General features: G+C 50.3%; 15 protein-coding genes. 8 read left to right on the top strand and 7 right to left on the bottom strand.

Translation table 11 applies throughout. From position 1 onward, the window contains the following. Nucleotides 1-27: 27 nt before the first annotated feature. A complete protein-coding gene (locus C0081_RS12825) occupies nt 28-1,056 on the bottom strand; it encodes a LacI family DNA-binding transcriptional regulator (RefSeq protein ID WP_101534217.1) in 1,029 nt (342 codons plus the stop codon). A gap of 403 nt (nt 1,057-1,459) precedes the next feature. Here C0081_RS12825 and C0081_RS12820 point away from each other — a divergent pair, with 403 nt between their 5' ends. From C0081_RS12820 to C0081_RS12795, 5 genes are all read left to right on the top strand, one after another. Then, nucleotides 1,460-2,815, top strand: a complete 1,356-nt coding sequence (locus C0081_RS12820) for an ABC transporter substrate-binding protein (RefSeq protein ID WP_101534216.1) — start codon at nt 1,460-1,462, stop codon at nt 2,813-2,815. Between the two features lie 563 nt (nt 2,816-3,378). Further along, complete coding sequence (locus tag C0081_RS12810; protein ID WP_101534214.1) at nt 3,379-4,389, top strand: carbohydrate ABC transporter permease; 1,011 nt, start codon at nt 3,379-3,381, stop codon at nt 4,387-4,389. A 2-nt stretch (nt 4,390-4,391) separates the two neighbouring features. Next, nucleotides 4,392-5,546, top strand: coding sequence for a carbohydrate ABC transporter permease (locus tag C0081_RS12805; RefSeq protein WP_101534213.1), 1,155 nt, complete (start codon nt 4,392-4,394; stop codon nt 5,544-5,546). A gap of 60 nt (nt 5,547-5,606) precedes the next feature. Next, nucleotides 5,607-7,244: a beta-galactosidase BglA gene (gene bglA, locus C0081_RS12800; RefSeq protein WP_101534212.1), complete on the top strand. Its 1,638-nt coding sequence runs from the start codon at nt 5,607-5,609 to the stop codon at nt 7,242-7,244. Between the two features lie 55 nt (nt 7,245-7,299). After that, nucleotides 7,300-8,412 (top strand): ABC transporter ATP-binding protein, encoded by a 1,113-nt coding sequence (locus C0081_RS12795; RefSeq protein ID WP_101534211.1) that lies wholly within the window; start codon nt 7,300-7,302, stop codon nt 8,410-8,412. A gap of 123 nt (nt 8,413-8,535) precedes the next feature. On the opposite strand, the gene aptA is transcribed toward C0081_RS12795, so the two are convergent. Continuing rightward, nucleotides 8,536-9,861, bottom strand: coding sequence for an omega-aminotransferase AptA (gene aptA, locus C0081_RS12790; protein ID WP_245417940.1), 1,326 nt, complete (start codon nt 9,859-9,861; stop codon nt 8,536-8,538). Between the two features lie 181 nt (nt 9,862-10,042). Between aptA and C0081_RS12785 the strand changes: the two genes are divergently transcribed. After that, nucleotides 10,043-10,660, top strand: coding sequence for a cupin domain-containing protein (locus C0081_RS12785; RefSeq protein ID WP_101534210.1), 618 nt, complete (start codon nt 10,043-10,045; stop codon nt 10,658-10,660). A gap of 100 nt (nt 10,661-10,760) precedes the next feature. Here C0081_RS12785 and C0081_RS12780 read toward each other — a convergent pair whose 3' ends face one another. Continuing rightward, on the bottom strand, nt 10,761-11,651 hold the full coding sequence (locus C0081_RS12780) for a bile acid:sodium symporter family protein (protein ID WP_146006458.1): 891 nt from the start codon (nt 11,649-11,651) through the stop codon (nt 10,761-10,763). Nucleotides 11,652-11,932: 281 nt separating this feature from the next. Here C0081_RS12780 and C0081_RS12775 point away from each other — a divergent pair, with 281 nt between their 5' ends. Continuing rightward, nucleotides 11,933-12,442, top strand: a complete 510-nt coding sequence (locus C0081_RS12775) for a copper chaperone PCu(A)C (protein ID WP_101534208.1) — start codon at nt 11,933-11,935, stop codon at nt 12,440-12,442. A gap of 50 nt (nt 12,443-12,492) precedes the next feature. On the opposite strand, the gene menA is transcribed toward C0081_RS12775, so the two are convergent. The 4 genes from menA to C0081_RS12755 form a co-directional block, all read right to left on the bottom strand. Beyond that, nucleotides 12,493-13,419 (bottom strand): 1,4-dihydroxy-2-naphthoate octaprenyltransferase, encoded by a 927-nt coding sequence (menA, locus tag C0081_RS12770; protein WP_180966886.1) that lies wholly within the window; start codon nt 13,417-13,419, stop codon nt 12,493-12,495. Between the two features lie 274 nt (nt 13,420-13,693). After that, nucleotides 13,694-14,458 carry a CbiX/SirB N-terminal domain-containing protein gene (locus C0081_RS12765; protein ID WP_101534206.1) on the bottom strand — a complete coding sequence of 255 codons (765 nt, stop codon included), beginning with the start codon at nt 14,456-14,458 and terminating at the stop codon, nt 13,694-13,696. Between the two features lie 470 nt (nt 14,459-14,928). Beyond that, nucleotides 14,929-15,528: a DUF4202 domain-containing protein gene (locus tag C0081_RS12760; protein WP_101534205.1), complete on the bottom strand. Its 600-nt coding sequence runs from the start codon at nt 15,526-15,528 to the stop codon at nt 14,929-14,931. Between the two features lie 28 nt (nt 15,529-15,556). Next, nucleotides 15,557-16,276 (bottom strand): Crp/Fnr family transcriptional regulator, encoded by a 720-nt coding sequence (locus C0081_RS12755; RefSeq protein ID WP_210200484.1) that lies wholly within the window; start codon nt 16,274-16,276, stop codon nt 15,557-15,559. Nucleotides 16,277-16,636: 360 nt separating this feature from the next. Between C0081_RS12755 and C0081_RS12750 the strand changes: the two genes are divergently transcribed. Next, a complete protein-coding gene (locus tag C0081_RS12750) occupies nt 16,637-18,442 on the top strand; it encodes an ATP-binding response regulator (RefSeq protein WP_101534204.1) in 1,806 nt (601 codons plus the stop codon). The last annotated feature ends 27 nt before the right edge of the window (nt 18,443-18,469 follow it).

The raw sequence follows: 18,469 nt of genomic DNA, 5'->3' as shown, positions 1-18,469 counted from the left end.
TCTATCGAGGGCGCAAAAGGCGACCCTCTATTCGATGATCCGACGCGGACCCGTCGAGCGACCTACAACCAGTTCGGCTTCCCACAGTTCTTGTGTCGGCGGGCTATCGGGATTGGCAATCCGCTCTAACAGGATTTCAGCCAATCGCTTGCCTGCTTCTTTAATCGAGGACCTTACCGCGGTGAAGAGCGGAACGCCGCTATACTGCAAAAAGGAAAGCTGGTCATCAAAGGTCAAAACCGAGAGGTCTCGGCCAAGATGAAGTCCTGCTTCTTGGGCTGCGCGCACAACACCCAAAGCGGTCAATACCGAAGAGGTCAAAACAGCGGTCGGCGGATTAGGGCGTTTTAATAATTCACGTGTGATTTCATACCCATAAGGTTCAATCATATCGGCTGAAAAAATCAGATCCCGATCAACTTCCAGACCATGTTGTACCATTGCAGATTCATAGCCAATGCGGCGTCTGAAAGCGAAATCCATTTCTTCGAGCCCATTCAACAGGGCGATGCGTGTGTGACCCAAATCGAGCAGAAAATTGGTGGCTCTTTTGAAGGAGCTGCGATTGTTTACGTCCAACCAGCTATACCGATTGGCTCCATTTTCAGTTCGTCCATGCACCACAAAAGGAATTTTGAGGCTTTCTAACAATTCAATGCGTGCGTCATCTTTGGCAGGGCCGTGAACGATCACCCCATCGACCCGACCCGACTTAGCCAATTCGCGATAGCAATTTTCTTGCTCATCAAAGGGTACAACAGGAATGAGCATATCATAGCCAAATCGAGAGTAGGTCTCACCCGCACCCGCAATGAAGTCCGAAAAATGCGGATTGATCATGGAGTGTTCAGGACTCTGCGGCACAACGTGAGCGACAGCGTGGGATCGACCCATCGCCAATTGTTTGGCTGAAGAGGAGGGGTGGTAATTGTATTTCTGAGCGGCCTCCACGACACGTAAGCGTGTTTTTTCGCCGACTTCGGGGTATCCGTTCAGGGCACGACTGACCGTGGTCTGAGACAGTTTCAGAATATTGGACAGTTCTTTCAGATTCACGACGGTCACCTCAATATCATCGCGCCCACACCTAACCGTCTCGCACCCAAAGCGACAAAGCAGCAGCTTTCGGTGCGGCCCTCCCAGGAAACTTGGTTGATACAGAGCCGATAGAATGGGCCAAAGCCCTTTCAAAACCGATCTACATTTTAGGCATAAAGAAGGTCATTCTACAATCCGGTTTTATAACAATATTTGACGTTGCGGGTGCTGTATACGTATTAAGGCTTAGTATAGCTTCTAGTTATGTGAGGCATTTGCTGGGTTTTGGAATTTCATACTTGACTCTTTGAGTTATCCCAAGCATCCTCAATTGTATTCAAAGCGCTTTGAAAAAAGTGTGCTGTTCTTTTGTTAACGACGGGATGCGGCTTTGGGTTGGTGTCCTTGGGAGGTTTGCGAAATGTTGAAGTCCTTAATGTTGGGTGCTGCTGTTGCTGCGCTCGCAGCTGGTAGTGTTCAGGCCGCTGACCATCTGAAGTTTGCGCCGGGTGAAGATGCGCGCTTCACATGGTCTTCTTATGATGAGTTGAAAAAAATTGACCTGAAAGGTGAGACTGTCACTGTTTCTGGTCCTTGGCTCGGTGCCGATAAGGATCTGTTTGAAAGTGTGATCCATTATTTCGAAGAAGCAACAGGCGCCAAGGTAGAATATGCTGGCTCTGATAGTTTCGAACAACAAATTGTAATCGACACCGGCGCAGGATCGGCACCCAATGTTGCTGTCTTCCCGCAGCCGGGTTTGGCCGCTGACCTCGCTTCAAAGGGCTATTTGGTTCCTTTGCATGACGACACCAAAGCATGGGTGAAAGACAACTATGCTGCTGGTCAGTCTTGGGTTGATCTGGGTACCTACAAAGGCAAAGACGGTGCCGATGGCTACTATGGTTTCTTCTATAAAGTTGATCTGAAATCGTTGGTCTGGTTCGTGCCGGAAAACTTTGAAGATGCTGGTTATGAAGTGCCTGAAAGCATGGAAGACCTGAAAGCCCTGACAGAGCAGATCGTCGTTGATGGCGGAACTCCTTGGTGTATCGGCTTGGGTTCTGGTGGTGCAACGGGCTGGCCCGCTACCGACTGGGTAGAAGATCTGATGTTGCGCACTCAGGCTCCTGATGTGTATGACAAATGGGTCTCCAACGAAATCAAGTTCGACGATCCTGCCGTTGTTGGTGCTGTCGAAGAGTTTGGCTGGTTTGCACGCAACGATGCTTTTGTTGATGGCGGCGCTGGCGCTGTGGCAACGACCGACTTCCGCGACAGCCCAAAAGGCATGTTTACATCGCCTCCTAAATGCTACATGCATCGCCAAGCTTCCTTTATCCCATCCTTCTTCCCTGAAGGCACAAAATTGGGTCAGGATGCAGACTTCTTCTACTTCCCTGCATACGCAAGCAAAGATCTCGGAAAACCGGTGCTTGGTGCTGGTACCTTGTTTGCTATCACGAAAGAATCCAAAGGGGCTCATGCATTCATCGACTTCTTGAAGTCGCCAATCGCGCATGAAGTCTGGATGGCTCAGGCAGGTCTGCTGACACCACATAAAGGCGTCAACACCGAAGCCTATGCAAACGAAGCTCTGAAAAAACAGGGAGAGATTTTGCTCAATGCGACAACATTCCGCTTTGACGGTTCAGACCTGATGCCCGGCAAAATCGGCGCTGGGTCTTTCTGGACCGGCATGGTTGATTATGCTGGCGGCAAAGATGCCAAAGAAGTCACTTCCGAAATCCAGAAAACCTGGGATGCTCTGAAGTAAGACTTGCAGTCCACTTCGTGCAAAGAGTGAAATCACTGGCCCCAAATAGTAAATATGGGGGCCAGTGATTAACGGAGAGTGGTCAGCCATTGATAATGGGGGGCTCGGTTGATTTCGCTAGGGAGGCTGCTGTTGTATTGTGAGCGTGTTTTAATTTGAGCGAAGATGCTTGAACCAAAGCCATTGTTTGAGGTGTTTTATCCGGCAGATACGCCTCTCACTGGAGACATAAAGACTATTTCTCTTCACTTTGGTGCAGGCAACAGGACGTTTGAACAACACACTCACAATTCACGAGCTGCAACCCAAAACCATAATTGCTTGAAAGACAGATCAGTCATAATGCAGGGACAAAATGGGTTTACCTTGCTGCAATATGTCACGATACTTTTCGATTTGGGCTTGAGAGGCCGTGGTGCTCACGACGCTCAGGCCAAGTTTGACAAGGGTCGAAAAACTCAAATCAATAGACCGGCACAGTCAATGGTAAAGCGCATAAGCATCGTCATTTTGCGAGTTTTGCTTTTGTCATTTCCGGCAGACCAAAGGTGGAGCGTGCGTAAATGGAGCAACTAGCATCGGCATTAGGGACAGTGGTCGTCGGTGTCCTGGGCTGCGTCGTCTATTTTTATGGCTCGAATTGGCTTCTGGATCGCGTGTATCCAGCCAATGTTGCCTCTGCGACAAAGGGAATACACAATCTTACGCGGGCGCATCAAATTCGCCCCTGGTTGTTTCTGGGCCCGGCACTGTTAGCGCTTGGCCTTTATTTGGTCTATCCGGCTGTGGAATCCATCCGCCTCTCTTTTTATGACAACGACAGCGACACCTTCGTAGGGCTTAGCAACTATGTCTGGCTGTGGTCTGATCAGGGGTTCCGTCAATCCATGTTCAACAACATGCTTTGGCTACTCTTTGTTCCTGCCATGTCGACCTTCTTTGGATTGGTGATTGCGGCGCTGACCGATCGGATTTGGTGGGGCAATATCGCCAAATCTCTTATCTTTATGCCAATGGCAATTTCCTTCATCGGCGCGTCGATCATTTGGAAATTTGTTTACGAATATCGCGGCGAAGGGTCCAATCAAATTGGTATTCTCAACGCGGTTGTCGAAGCATTGGGCATGGAGCCTCAGGCTTGGATTACCATTCCCTTCTGGAATAACTTCTTCCTGATGATCATCCTGATCTGGATCCAGACCGGCTTTGCAATGGTAATCTTGTCTGCCGCTTTGCGTGGTATTCCGGAAGAAACCATCGAAGCTGCGGTCATTGATGGTGCCAACGGTGTTGAAATTTTCTTCTACATCATGGTGCCGCAGATCTGGAAGACCATTGCTGTGGTATGGACCACCATCACCATAACAGTGCTCAAGGTTTTCGACATCGTTTTTGCCATGACAAATGGGCAATGGGATACGCAGGTGCTTGCCAACTTCATGTATGACTGGATGTTCCGTGGCGGCGGCGACTTTGGTCGAGGCGCAACCATCGCAGTCATCATCATGCTGCTCGTTGTTCCCATCATGGTTTGGAACATCCGTTCGGCCAATTCCGAAAATAGAGGGCACTAACAATGATCTCTGGGTCTAATACAAAATCACCATTGCTCTGGGTGGTGCATCTATCCGTTCTCTTGCTCGTGCTGCTCTGGACCTTGCCGACAATCGGCTTGTTTGTATCGTCAATCCGAGACAAGGACCAACTGGCCGTGACCGGCTGGTGGACGGCCCTTGTTTCATCCGAACAAAATCTGATCGGGCGCACCATGGGGCCGGATAGCCAAATCGAGCGCGACGGACTGTTTGTTCTGGAAGGCAATATCCTGACCGAGAATGACGAACAAGGCACTGTCACAGCATTTGGATGGCGTTCCCAAGACCCCACCGCTTTTAAGCCCGGTGAGGTTGCTGAAATGTCAAAGGGGCGCAAAATGACGGTTCAGGAAGATGGTCATTATACCTTGACGTCGCCTGAACCAATGACCGGATCCCGTGGTAGCCGTGTGTTCCATACAGTCATCAGCCCGCCAATTTTTACGCTGGACAACTACCGAGAGGTGCTGGCGGCTGAAGGCATCGGCAAGTCCTTTGTGAATTCACTCACTGTGACAATTCCTTCAACGGTCATTCCCATCCTCATTGCAGCTTTTGCTGCCTACGCCCTGGCTTGGATGCAGTTTCCTGGTCGTGCGGTTTTGATTGCCGTTGTCGTTGGGCTGCTTGTTGTGCCGCTACAAATGTCTCTCATTCCATTGTTGCAACTCTACAATAAGGTGGGTGGTTTCTTTGGTGTTCCAGCCAAGACCTATCTGGGTATATGGCTTGCGCATACCGGCTTCGGCCTGCCGTTGGCGATCTATTTGCTGCGCAACTATATTTCTGAGCTGCCACGCGAAATCATCGAGTCAGCCCGTGTGGATGGCGCCAGCCACTTTGACATTTTCATCAAGATCATCTTGCCCCTGTCTTTTCCGGCTTTGGCGTCCTTTGCGATTTTCCAATTCTTGTGGGTCTGGAATGACCTTCTGGTCGCGATGGTCTTCTTGGGCAATGGCGAAGATCAATTGGTGCTCACAGGGCGCCTGCGCGAAATGCTTGGTTCTCGCGGCGGCAACTGGGAAATTCTGACGGCGTCAGCCTTTATCACCATCCTCGTTCCGCTTGGCGTCTTCTTCTCGCTTCAGCGTTATCTGGTTCGAGGTCTTCTGGCTGGATCGGTCAAAGGTTAAGTCTAGCCTGCTCGATCGCATGGGCAAGCAAACGCAAACGTGAATATTACTGGAAATACTATGCAAGAGACTGCAATCGATAAGGACTGGTGGCGCGGCGCGGTGATCTATCAGATCTATCCGCGGTCCTATCAGGACAGCAATGGCGATGGTATTGGCGACCTCAAAGGGATCACATCCAGACTGCCATACATCGCTTCTTTGGGGGCGGATGCCATTTGGATCTCTCCCTTCTTTACATCGCCTATGGACGATTTCGGCTATGACGTGTCCGATTATTGCGATGTTGATCCAATGTTCGGCTCGCTTGGCGATTTTGATGAATTGGTCAAAGTGGCGCACGATCTGAATGTCAAAGTGATGATTGATCTGGTGCTATCGCATACATCCAATCAGCATGAATGGTTCAAGCAGTCCCGTTCCAGTCGTGATGGTGAAAAGTCAGATTGGTATGTCTGGGCCGATGCAAAACCCGATGGATCTCCGCCCAACAACTGGATTTCCATTTTTGGTGGTGCAGCGTGGGAATGGGATTCCCACCGTCGACAATATTACATGCATAATTTCCTCGCGTCCCAGCCGGATTTGAACTTCCATAATATGGATGTTCAGGACGCGCTGCTTGATGCAACTCGCTTCTGGCTTGATCGTGGGGTTGATGGTTTCCGTCTGGATACCATCAACTTCTATGTTCATTCGCAAAGCTTGAAGGACAATCCACCACTGCCTCCCGAGCGGCGCAAGTTTAATACCGCCCCTGCAGCCAACCCCTATGGCTACCAGTCGCATGTTTACGACAAAAGCCAACCAGAGAATTTGGCGTTCCTCAAACGCTTTCGCTCTTTGCTGGATGAGTATCCCGCTGCCGCCGCAGTGGGTGAGGTTGGTGATGAGGAGAGGGGGCTGGAGATCGTCGCCGACTATACCTCGGGCGGTGATAAGGTGCATATGTGCTATGGATTCGACTTCCTTGGCGAAACCGTTCCATCGCCGGCCTTTGTGCATCAGGTTTTTGGCGATTTGATCAAAGCGTCGCCGGATAGCTGGCCTTGTTGGGCCTTTTCAAACCATGATGTGCCGCGTTACGCATCACGCTGGCCGGTATCGCCAGACTTACAAGACGCTGCCAATCGCGTGCGCATAGCACTTCTGTTATCCATGCGCGGCTCTGTTTGTCTTTACCAAGGTGAAGAATTGGGATTAGAAGAGGCCGATGTTGCCTATGAAGACCTGCAAGACCCGTATGGCATTCGGTTCTGGCCTGATTTCAAGGGGCGCGATGGCTGCCGCACACCGATGGTGTGGGACGAGAGCAATGAAAATGCGGGCTTTTCCAGCGGCAAACCATGGCTGCCGGTTGCCGAGCCTCACAAGGCCAAGGCCGTGAGCATCCTTGATAAGGATGACGGTTCGTTGCTGCACCATTATCAGCGTCTGTTGGCGTTCCGCAAGGCGCATCCGTCACTTGTGAAAGGCGATTTGCATTTTGTGAAAACAGATGGTGACGTCTTATCGTTCGTGCGCCAACTGGGTGATGACCATGTCTTTTGCGCCTTCAATCTTGTTGGCGAAGACAGGGACATGCCATTTGACAGCATCAACGTCGCTCCAATCGATGGGCATGGATTTGCTTCCACCATTGAAGACGGCAAACTGAAACTGCCCGCCTATGGGGCCTTCTTCGGTGTAATGGAATGAAGATGACAATGAATGCGCATATCGATGTGATAGACATTTTTGACGGGAGGACGGGATGGCAAGTCTGAAGCTTACCAACATTGAAAAGACCTACGGCTCTACCAAGGTTCTCAAGAATATTGACCTTGATATCAAGCAGGGCGAATTCGTCGTTTTCGTTGGCCCGTCCGGGTGTGGCAAATCAACGCTTTTGCGTATGATCGCCGGCCTTGAAAGCATCACTGGCGGTGAATTGCTGATTGATGGTCAACGCATGAACGAGGTGCCCCCCTCCAAGCGCGGCATCGCCATGGTGTTTCAGACCTATGCGCTTTATCCGCATATGACCGTGTATGACAACATGGCGTTCGGTATGAAGATCGCCAAGGCGAACAAAGAAGAGATCAAAAAGCGGGTCAACAATGCCGCTGATATCCTTCAGCTTACCCCATATCTGCAACGTCTGCCAAAGGCCCTTTCCGGTGGTCAACGTCAGCGCGTCGCCATCGGGCGCGCTATTGTGCGCGATCCCAAGGTCTTCTTGTTCGACGAGCCGCTCTCGAACCTTGATGCCGCGCTGCGTGTTGCCACCCGCATTGAGATCTCCCAACTCAATGAGAGCATGCCCGATACCACGATGATCTATGTGACCCATGATCAGGTTGAAGCTATGACATTGGCAGATCGCATCGTGGTACTTTCGACACGCGGCACGATTGAACAATGCGGCGCTCCAATGGAATTGTATAACAATCCCAAAAACGTCTTCGTTGCCCAGTTCATCGGTTCTCCGGCGATGAATATCTATGACTGCTCCATTATAGAAACCGGCGATATCACGCGCGTGTCTTTCAAGGAAGGCGAACCCGGTTTTCAGGTGGAAGTGTCAACCGGTGCTGAATGGAAAGGCAAAAAAGCCAAATTCGGTGTGCGGCCAGAAGATCTGCGCCTACCTACGGAGGGTGAAGAGCCACTCTATTCTTGTGAAGTGCGCATCGTTGAAAAACTGGGTGAAGTCACCTTGCTTTATCTCGAGCCTCCACAGGAAGGCGACGAACCTTTGATTGCCAAAATTCCGGGTAATCATGACTTTGTGCGTGGCCAGTCCGTCAGCTTGACCGCAGACCATGATAAGCGGCATCTGTTTACCGAAGATGATATATCTTTCCGTTGGCTCGACAAAGACTAACGGTCTGTAACTTAGGTCTTAAATGTAAAAGCCCGGATGGAAACATCCGGGCTTTTCGTTTGTGTGGCTTGAAATGGAAACTATCTGACTTGAATCATTTTGTGAGGCAGGTGAATCAGAATATTAGGCAATTGAATCAAGCACTGAAGAAAGGGTGCCAAATATCTGGTCTATCTGACTTTTTTCTATAATCAACGGCGGAGATAGCGCGATGATGTCACCTGTGACGCGGATCATCACACCCCTTTCCCATGCCTTGATCATGGCCTCTGTACCGCGTGCCGCAGCTGCTCCCGCACGTGGTTCCAGCTCAATGGCACCAACCAGCCCAAGATTACGGATATCAATTACGTTGGGTGCGTCTTTGAGGCTGTGAATCGCCTCTTCCCAATAGGGGGCAAGAGCCGCGGCACGTTCGAACAAATCATCTTGTGCATAGGTATCAAGACTGGCAAGGCCAGCCGCCGCCGCAAGGGGATGGCCGGAATAGGTGAATCCATGAAACAGCTCTATGGGCGCATCGGCATTGTCCATCGCGGATTGATAGATTTCATTGGAGACAATCACAGCACCTGCCGGAACCACGCCGTTGGTGATGCCCTTGGCAGTTGTGATGATGTCGGGTTTGACACCGAAATAGTCTGCCGCCGAGTTGGCGCCCAGACGTCCAAATGCCGTGATGACCTCATCAAAAATCAAAAGAATGCCATAGCGATCGCATAGCTCTCTCAGGCGTTTCAAATAGCCTTTGGGTGGCAACAAAACCCCGGTTGATCCGGCCATCGGTTCAACAATCACAGCGGCAATGGTGGACGGGTCGTGTAAGGTGGCGATGTCAATCAAACCATCGGCTTTTTCTGCCCCGTGCTCAGGACAACCGCGCGAGAAGGCATTCAACGTCAGATCGTGGGTATGTGGCAGGTGATCAACACCGGTTAGCAGTGAGCCGTAATACATCCGGTTTTTGACGATACCGCCAACAGAGATACCGCCAAACCCAGATCCGTGATAGCCGCGCTCGCGACCAATAAGCCGTGTGCGCGCAGCGTCGCCGCGCATCCGGTGATAATGCAATGCGATCTTCAGTGCACTGTCTACCGCTTCAGACCCCGAATTGGTAAAGAATACATGATCCATACCGTCTGGAAACAAGTCGGCAACACGGTTGGCAAATTCAAATGCTTTTGGATGTCCAAACTGGAAGCTGGGAGCGTAATCCAGCTCTGCGACTTGCTTCTGGACGGCTTCGGTAATCCGACGCGCATTGTGGCCCGCATTGACGCACCAGAGACCGGCTGTGCCGTCAAGGATATCTCGCCCGTCAGCGCTTTTATAAAACATACCGTCAGCTGCGGCGATCATACGGGGATCCTGTTTGAAGGCGCGGTTGGCAGTATAGGGCATCCAGTAGCTGGACAGATCATTGGGCCTGTTGCTCATATGATTCATGGTTACCTCTGTGGGATTGTTCTGTTCTTTTTATGAGCAAAGTGTGCTGGCATCGCCTATATTGAACAAGTCCTTATTTTATGTCGCGTAACCCATTGAAAAACATTATATTGATACCAAAGTGTTTGAAATATTGAACAGGCAAACAAAAACAGCCTGTGACAGTGAGCAGGAATAAAGTATGGCGAACCCAATTGGCACCTCTGGCTCTGACCCACAAACGGATCAAAGTGCGGGCGAAGGGGCTGATGTCGGTGCCGACGTTGGTGCGCGTTTGCGTCACTTACGCAATGCGCATGGCCTGTCTCAACGAGAATTGGCACGGCGAGCAGGGGTGGCCAACGCCACCATCTCTCAGATTGAGAGCGGTGGCTCGAACCCTTCCGTCGGAGCGCTCAAACGCATCTTGGATGGTCTGTCGATGGACTTGGCCGGTTTCTTCTCGTTTGAGTTGGCCACCGGCGAACGCCATTTCTACAAGGCCAGTGAGTTGCTCGAGATCGGCAAAGATAAATTATCCTATCGACTGGTCGCCGCAGATCGCCCGGGAAGGTCCATCCAGATGCTGCATGAAACCCTCATGCCGGGCGCTGACACAGGCAAAATCCTGCTCAGTCATGCGGGCGAGGAATGCGGCATCGTTCTGTCTGGTAGCCTTGAGGTTAGCGTCGGTGAAATGCGACAAGTCTTACGGCAGGGGGATGCATGGTATTTTGACAGCACCATTCCCCATCGCTTCAGAAACAAAGGCGCGGAGCCCTGCATTTGCATCAGCGCGGGCACCCCACCGACTTTTTGATTGTTTGATTGCCAGACTGATTTTGAAGTCGAAGAAATAAAGTACAAATAAAAAGCCCGGACTAAAACCCGGGCTTTCGTCAAGATTATATTGGTTGGGATCAATTCTTCGGGGTGATTTCTGCTTCCTCTGCAGACAGGCGGTTGCCAACTGCGATCAGTATCAGAACCGACACATTCATCACCAAGGCATAAATCGAAGCGGGAACCATAAAGCGCCCATCACCCATGAATTGTGCGATCACCAAAGCCAAGGCAACATTTTGCAACCCGCATTCGATCGCGATGGTGAGTGCTTGACGGGTGCTTACGCGGAACATCCGGCTAACCAGCAAAGCAGACCCGATAGCGAGGCAGTTGAGTAGGATGACGGCCGGACCGACCGTACTCCAATGTGCGGTTATACTGGCCCATTCGCTGTAGAAAGACGTAAACACGATGGCCGCAAATATTGCTGATGCGATAAATTTGGCGGGCCCTTGGATGCGCATGGAAAGGCGCGGAAAATAGTGACCGATTGCCATGCCAATTGCCAAAGGCAAAGCGGAAATCGCCAATACTTTCATTGCGGTCTCGCCGAAGGGCAATGACGTGAGCTCGACCCCGAGGGCTCCCAAATCACTGTGATCGTTAAACACCAAAAACGCGATGGACAACACTGTTGGAATGGTGATGAAGGCCAACAGATTGGTAACGATCGTCAAGGAGACAGACAGGGCCGTCTTGCCGCGCGCCAAAACGGTAAGCAAATTGGATGTAATACCGCCGGGGGCAGATGCCAAAATGATTAAACCAATCGCGTACACGGTATCCAGTTTGGTGACCAATGCGACACCAAGAGCAATCGCAGGCAAGAAGATGATTTGAGCAAGGATGCCGGCACCGACAACACGCAATTCATGCAACAAAGCTTTGAAATCTTGAAGACGAACCGACAGGCCAACCGTCATCATGATTAAAGCGAGGCCGAGGGGAATAAGGGGAGTATTCACGTTTAACCTTCCTTGATCGTATGCGTCATTTAAAATCTGAAACCGTCATCAGAGCAAATCTGCAAGGCGACCATATCGGTGGATGTTTGTTGCTTCTTTGACCCGTGTCATAATTATATACGGTTTGTCACATAGGTCCTAAGTTTAATTCGTTGGTTGACTGCATCCCCCTATATCGTCTCCAACAGCAAGGCTGGGTTGAAATCCCGGATAAGCTTGACCGAAAGAAAGGGTGCGGGTAATTACTGAACGCTACCTCACAAGAAATAAAAGGACTTTTCATGAAAACTCTTTTTGCTGCCGCCCTTATCGTTGCTGCAAGCGCCTTTTCTGCTCATGCGGCTGATTGGACTGTCGGCTCAATCACCGTATCAGACGCGTTTGCTCGGGCGACTGCGGGGAAGGCCTCATCTGGAGGCAGTTTCCTCACCATCAAAAATGATGGCGAGGCAGATCGCTTGCTGGCTGCCAGCGCGGATGTCGGAGCGAAAACCGAATTGCACACTCATATTCATGAGGGTGATGTCATGAAAATGCGTCAGGTCGATAGCATCGAGTTGCCTGCAAAAACCACTGTTGCACTTAAGCCCGGCGGATATCATGTTATGATGATGCAATTGAAGGCACCGCTCAAAAAAGGCGAAAGCTTTCCGTTGGAACTGACCTTTGAGAAAGCCGGAAAATTGACTGTTGAGGTAACCATTGGCGGTATTGGAGCCAAAATGTCTCCCGAGATGGATCATTCCAAAATGGACCACTCCAAAATTGATAAGTCCAAAAGCCAAAAATAAATCAATGACAGAAAAGGGCTTGGCGACTGTCGCCAGGCCTTTTTATTAATTTAGGTAAGCAACTGAACGAAGATGAAGGCCGCAATCCATACTAGCTGGAACATGGATGTGCCCATTAAGCATTTGTTCAAGTCCGCAGCTGTGTTGGCCAAAAACAGGTTTCTGATGGGAACGCTCAAAGCAAAGGCCATGAGAACAGCGCTTGCCAAGACGCTGACGAGGCTCAAAGTGCCAAAGCTGATCACGTTGGACACATGCACGATGCCAATGCAAGAGACCAACAGAAATATCGTATAAAGCTGCTTTGTTCTTCTGGGGCCGAGCTGGATGGCGAGCGTCCTGCGGCCCCCTTTGGTATCGCCTTCACGATCTCTGTGGTTGTTGACTGTCAAAACAGCCGCCGCGGGCAAGCCGACATAAAAGCCAGCCCAAAGGCTCGTCATCGACCAACTGTCAGTCAGTAAATAATTGCTCCCCATCACGGACATAATCCCGAAGAACAGGATCACAAAGACTTCGCCAAGTGGCGACCCTGAAATGGGGTAGGGACCGGTTGAGTAGCCGAAAGCAAACAAAATGCCAACAACCCCGATCAACAGGATCGGCCACCCTCCGATAAACGCCAGATACAAACCACACAAGGCGGCAACAGCAAGGCACAAATAGGCCGCAGATTTGACCGTCCCAGCCTGTAGCAATCCAAGGCTGGTCACGCGTGGAGGCCCCAAACGCTCGCTCGCAATATCAAGGCCTGAGCCTGCGTCCGCCGCATCATTCCATAAATTTGTCGCTATCTGGATCAAGCCCGCTGATAAAAGAATAAAGGGAAAGACTTCCCAGTTGACAGCGGCCATGCTTTTAAACGCAAGAATGCCAGCCAAAAGCACCGGAGCGAGGGAAAGAATGAGTGTCTTGGGTCGGATGGCCATCAACCAGACACCGAGCCCATCCCTAGTGATCTGCCTTTGCACAGACATATTCAAAAACTCCGATTGCCAACACCATCGGTTCGATCTCATGATCCGAAGAGAGATTCAAATCAGGTAACAAACGCGCTTGCACTATACTTTTGACGTATGAAAAAATCCAGATCCAATTGGAAAACCAAAGACAATTGCCGCAACCGCCCGCAATATAACAAACCCCCGCTCGATATGCGTTGATCGCCCATATAAAACCGATGCTTTGTAAGGGGCTTATAAGCGCTCTTCTCTTGCCATACTGGTCTGGCTGCCCTTGACTGGGCGACTCTTATTCAGCGGCTTCTGCCGCTCCCCACCAATGCAGGGCTTTCAGTATATCCGCGGTCATAATGTCCCCCACCCAAGATTGACCGCCAACGGGTGTAACAAAATGGCAGCTTTCCGGAGCGCTCTTTGCCAATTTGGCCATGTCATCGACAGAATGAGAACCAAGGCCGTTAAACAGTGGCAGCACCACGGTATTGGGCAGGACCTCTCCAATCATGTCACTGAGATGCGGTGCTTCATCAAGGAAGCCGCATGAAATCCGCCCAAAATTGCCGGTTCGTTTTAGTTTGTCGGCCAGTTGGCGCGTGCGTTTGCTTGATTGTTTGTCGATAGACGCCCCGTGCGCAGCGATCAGCAAGGGCGGTCGTGTGCCTTTAAGGCCCAATTGCTCGATATCCTGCAGCAAGGCACTGGTCACACCATTCGCCAGCCACTCAGATACGCCAAATGGCGGCAGCATTGTAAGAGCATCGATGGATTGGTCGATTTCTTGCGCCAATTTTCTTGGCAAAATCCGATTGCAGAAATAGCCATCACTCATAAAAAACGGATAGATCAGTTTATGAGAAGATTTGAGCCTGGTCCAAGCATCAGAAATGCTTGGTGAACCTTTCAGAACGCCAGCTTCAACTTGAACATTGCCAATATTGTTGCGAACTTCATCGGCAAGCTCCAAAGCGCGTGCATTGTCGAACCGACCACCACGCTCACCATGGGCGACAATCAATATACCGAGGTCGGCACTATCTGGCGTTAAATGCTGCATGTGTCATCTTTCCGTCGGCGCCAATTAAGTAACAATACATATGTTTCAAATAACGAGCAATCCTCATGCCATTTTGAGGTCATTGTCAAAATAGCTAAGCTTTAAGTGCCTTATTGAAGCCTGTATTGTTGAGTACGTGGATTATCGGCCATTGGATTGGTATCCAGTGGCTTTTAGGGTTTTGACACTTCAGTGAGGCTGCATTGGTTGCTCACTATTTGATCAAACAAAGTGTCGTCTGAACAGCAAATGATCTCACAATCTATTCTATCACGCAGGCCTGAATGGCCCAGATGCCAAACAGGACTGCTTTTCGAAATATCAGTCTGGATTTGGTTGATTTTACCAAAACAACGCGCAATTATAAAATGGCTGCAAAGGAACCCAAATACACAAAAGGGCAGGCTGATGGGCCTACCCTTGTATAAATTATAGATTCTAACAGATCAAAATAGCAGCCGGTTTCAAGGCTACTCAATTGCAGCCAGTTTGATTTTTGCCGCTTCAATCGCTTCCAGCAGGCCAGTGTCTAATGATAAATCGGCAACAAATGCATGCGCCTTTTCGCTCATTTTGGGCAGTGTCTTGGCGATAATACCAACCACTTTTTGCGGATCATGGCCTTTGGCGAACGACACCGCATAATATTTCAGAAAAACCAGACACGCGAGATCTTCCACCGTTTGCGTGCGAGCGTCGCGTTTTATGTTTTTCTTGAGCAAAATGTCGGCGACAATGGCTTGATCTTCTTGGCTATAGCCATGCTCGGCCATTATGCCAGAAACCCGTTTTGAATGGTGACGCTTCAGTTCGTTGCGCCAGCGGAAGTAGCCAGACTTGTCGCGCGGATATTCATCCCGCGGGATGATCCAGCGTTCGATATGTTGGCCACGCGCGGCTATACGCACCAATTCATCGGCGTCTGGGGCAAAGCTATCGCCCATCAGACTCATTCTAATGCCATACAACAATTCAAGCGGAACTGGCGCACTTCCTTCTTCTTCACAATGCCGGGGATCTCGGGCATTGGCCTGATCTATTGCTTCCAGGACAGAGTCAAATGCTGACATAATTACTCCGAAAAATTGTTTGTTGTGGTTAGCGTTTCTGTTGCATTACGACTGCGCGCTCTTGGTCGACAAGGTCTTGCAGGACAGTGAGATTGTCGATATGTGCCAGATTTTGTTTTACCGTCACTCCATACCCCCGTAGCTTCTGAAAAGCACGTGACAGGCTCTCGGGTTTGATACCCAAGCGTCCGGCAATCAATGCCTTATCATACGGCAGCTCAAGAATGCAGGCTCCTGCTTTTGCGTTGGTCAGCGACAAGAGAAACTCTGCCACACGCTGGGCTCCTGTATGGGCTTTTAGCTGTTCAATTTGTTTGATGAGCATATGTAAATGTTGAGAGGTCGACGCCAGCATTGCAAGGCCTATTTCTGGTGCCTTTCCTAGGATCTCAACGAGTTGCTGGGACGGCACCCGTAACAGACGGCTGTCAGTAACGGTTTCGCCTGTTGCCGGGAATTGGCCGTTTGTGAAGGCTGCTGCCTCCGCAAAGCTTTGTCCGCGTGTAAACACCCCGACCACAGCTTCGTCCCCTGACTGCGTGATGCGATAAATCTTGGTCCAGCCTTCAATCACCACAAAAAATGCATCGGCGGGATCCCCTTGCATAAAGAGTGTTTCTCCGCGGCGATAGCTCTTGATGCTGGCGCGTTGAAGCAGCTCGTCCATGGCCGTGTCATTGAGACCATGAAAAATAGGGGCCATTTTAAGGGCTTGAATTTCACTTTTAGTCGCGAGTGCGTGCAGCATTTACAATCCAGAAGATATTTAAGGTTCTCCGGCCGAATTTTGGCCGACCAATGCATGCTTTTCTAACATGTCCGCAACCTTTTCCTTTGTTGCAATACCGGCAAGCGTTTCGCCACGCCATCGTAAAGCCAATCAAATTCAAATCAGTTGCTGACTTTGACATTAATCAATATTCGCATTCTATTCAATCAAACAGCACATAGAGATGGCTTTGTTTCCAAAGGCTCTGCATACGACATATTGTTGATTTATAACGAATATATGCACGTACTAGAATAGCAGTTCATTAGGCAATCAAGCAGCGTAACAAAGAGCCATGGTCTAGCTGCAAGGCGACAGAATGAGAAAAGGTCATTGGTTATGGGTTTGTTCGATGCCTTTATCAGGCCACTTGCTGCAGATCGAGTGCGTGAGCATATCAATCTTTTTCTTAAAACGCCGGTTTCCATATATTGGGGGCACATAGCAAGCGCAGCGGCGTTGCTCTACATCGCTGTCCAGAATGCTGCTGTTCCCGTCTGGTTTGTTTGGTCTTGGGGTGTGCTTCAGATTGTTGGTTATCCCTGTTTGTTGGAGCTTTGGCGTCTTAGCTATCAGCGCTCGACCTTTGAAAATAAAAAACCCTATCTTTGGATCCAGTTGATGGATTTGCTCAGTTTTGGTGTTGGGGCAAGTTGGGGCGTTATGCTGTTTATCAGCCTTAACCCTGACAACGTGGCCCATTTTGCCATTCAGATGTCAATTGCTGCGGGGGCAACCTCTGCGGCCACGCGCTCACTGGCAACGTTCCCGCGGTCCTTTGCCCTGTATGCGGTGTCATTTCTCGGGTTGCTTGCCGTTCGTTTGTTCTTGTTGGGTGATGATTTTATTGTTCTGGCTGGGCTGGTCCTTGTTTTTCTCGCGATGCTGCTGCGTTACGGCTATGACGTTTTGCAATCGGTGTCGCAATATATTGCCATCAGCAATGAAAATCTGGACTTAGCGCAGCGCTATCGTGATGCTGCGGATGAAGCAGACCATGCCAACCGAGAAAAGACCCGTCTGCTCGCCGCTGCCAGTCATGATTTGCGCCAACCAATCCACGCCATCGGCCTGCATATGGAAACACTACCAACGGCGTTAATGGATGACCGCGGCAGGGAAACCATGCAGCGCATTCGTAGCTCGCTTCAAACCTTGTCCAAATTGTTCAATTCGCTGCTCGATGTCGGCCTGTTGGACAGCGGCAAGATTCAGGTCAGGAATGGGCGCTTTGACCTCCAAGACATGCTGAGCCGTGTTGTCGATGACTACGAACCTCTGGCAGAACTTTCCCATGTGAGCCTAACGCTTGAGTGTCCTCGTGTCGGTGTGATGGGAGATACCATCCTTATCCGCCGGATGGTTCAAAACCTGCTGTCCAACGCCATTCGCCATGCGGAAAAAGGCACCGTTCGCGTCCATGTGAGCAATCGATATGGCCGTCTTAGCATCGCTGTCGCGGACGACGGGGCCGGGATAGCGAAAGAGCATCAAGCGCTGATCTTTGAAGAATTTACCCAAATCTCGCACGGAACCCCCAGACTGTCGTCTTCACACAATACGGTGGCAAGTCAAGACAAGGGCCTTGGATTGGGGCTGGCGATTGTCCGGCGTTTGGCGGACCTGCAACATCTGACATTGGACTTACAAACAGGACCAACTGGCACATGTCTATCCATCAACGGGCTTGAGGCTGCGCCTTTGACGGCGCTCACCGAACAGGCCATCACGCCGTCTGAACGGATTGGTGCTCGCTTCAAACAGAAACGGATATTGGTGGTTGATGATGATCAAGAGTCGCTTAAAGCTACGGTCAATCTTTTGAATAAATGGGGATGTCAAACGTCTGAGGCCCGCCATATGGCTGATTTGGATAGTGTTGAAGGCCCGTTTGATCTCGTCATCAGCGATCATTCCTTTGGTGCCGATTATACGGGCATCGATATTGTGAAAGAGGCGCGACGCCTTTTTGGTCCTTCGCTCAAAGCATTGATTGTCTCTGGGGATTCATCCGGTGCAGTCAAGAATCTTATCAGCAAAGCGGGGTTGCTCCTGATCTACAAGCCGGTTCAACCAGTGCAATTGCGCTCTGCAATGCTTGATATTTTCTTATCATCCAATGCGGAAGATAAAGATCAGACCTAACAAATGACGGGGCTTTTTTGCCATGAA

The organism is Cohaesibacter celericrescens, from assembly GCF_002866925.1.
Classification (GTDB): Bacteria; Pseudomonadota; Alphaproteobacteria; order Rhizobiales; family Cohaesibacteraceae; genus Cohaesibacter; species Cohaesibacter celericrescens.
Note: the sequence above shows the minus strand (reverse complement) of the source record. Positions and strands in the feature narration are given on the sequence as shown.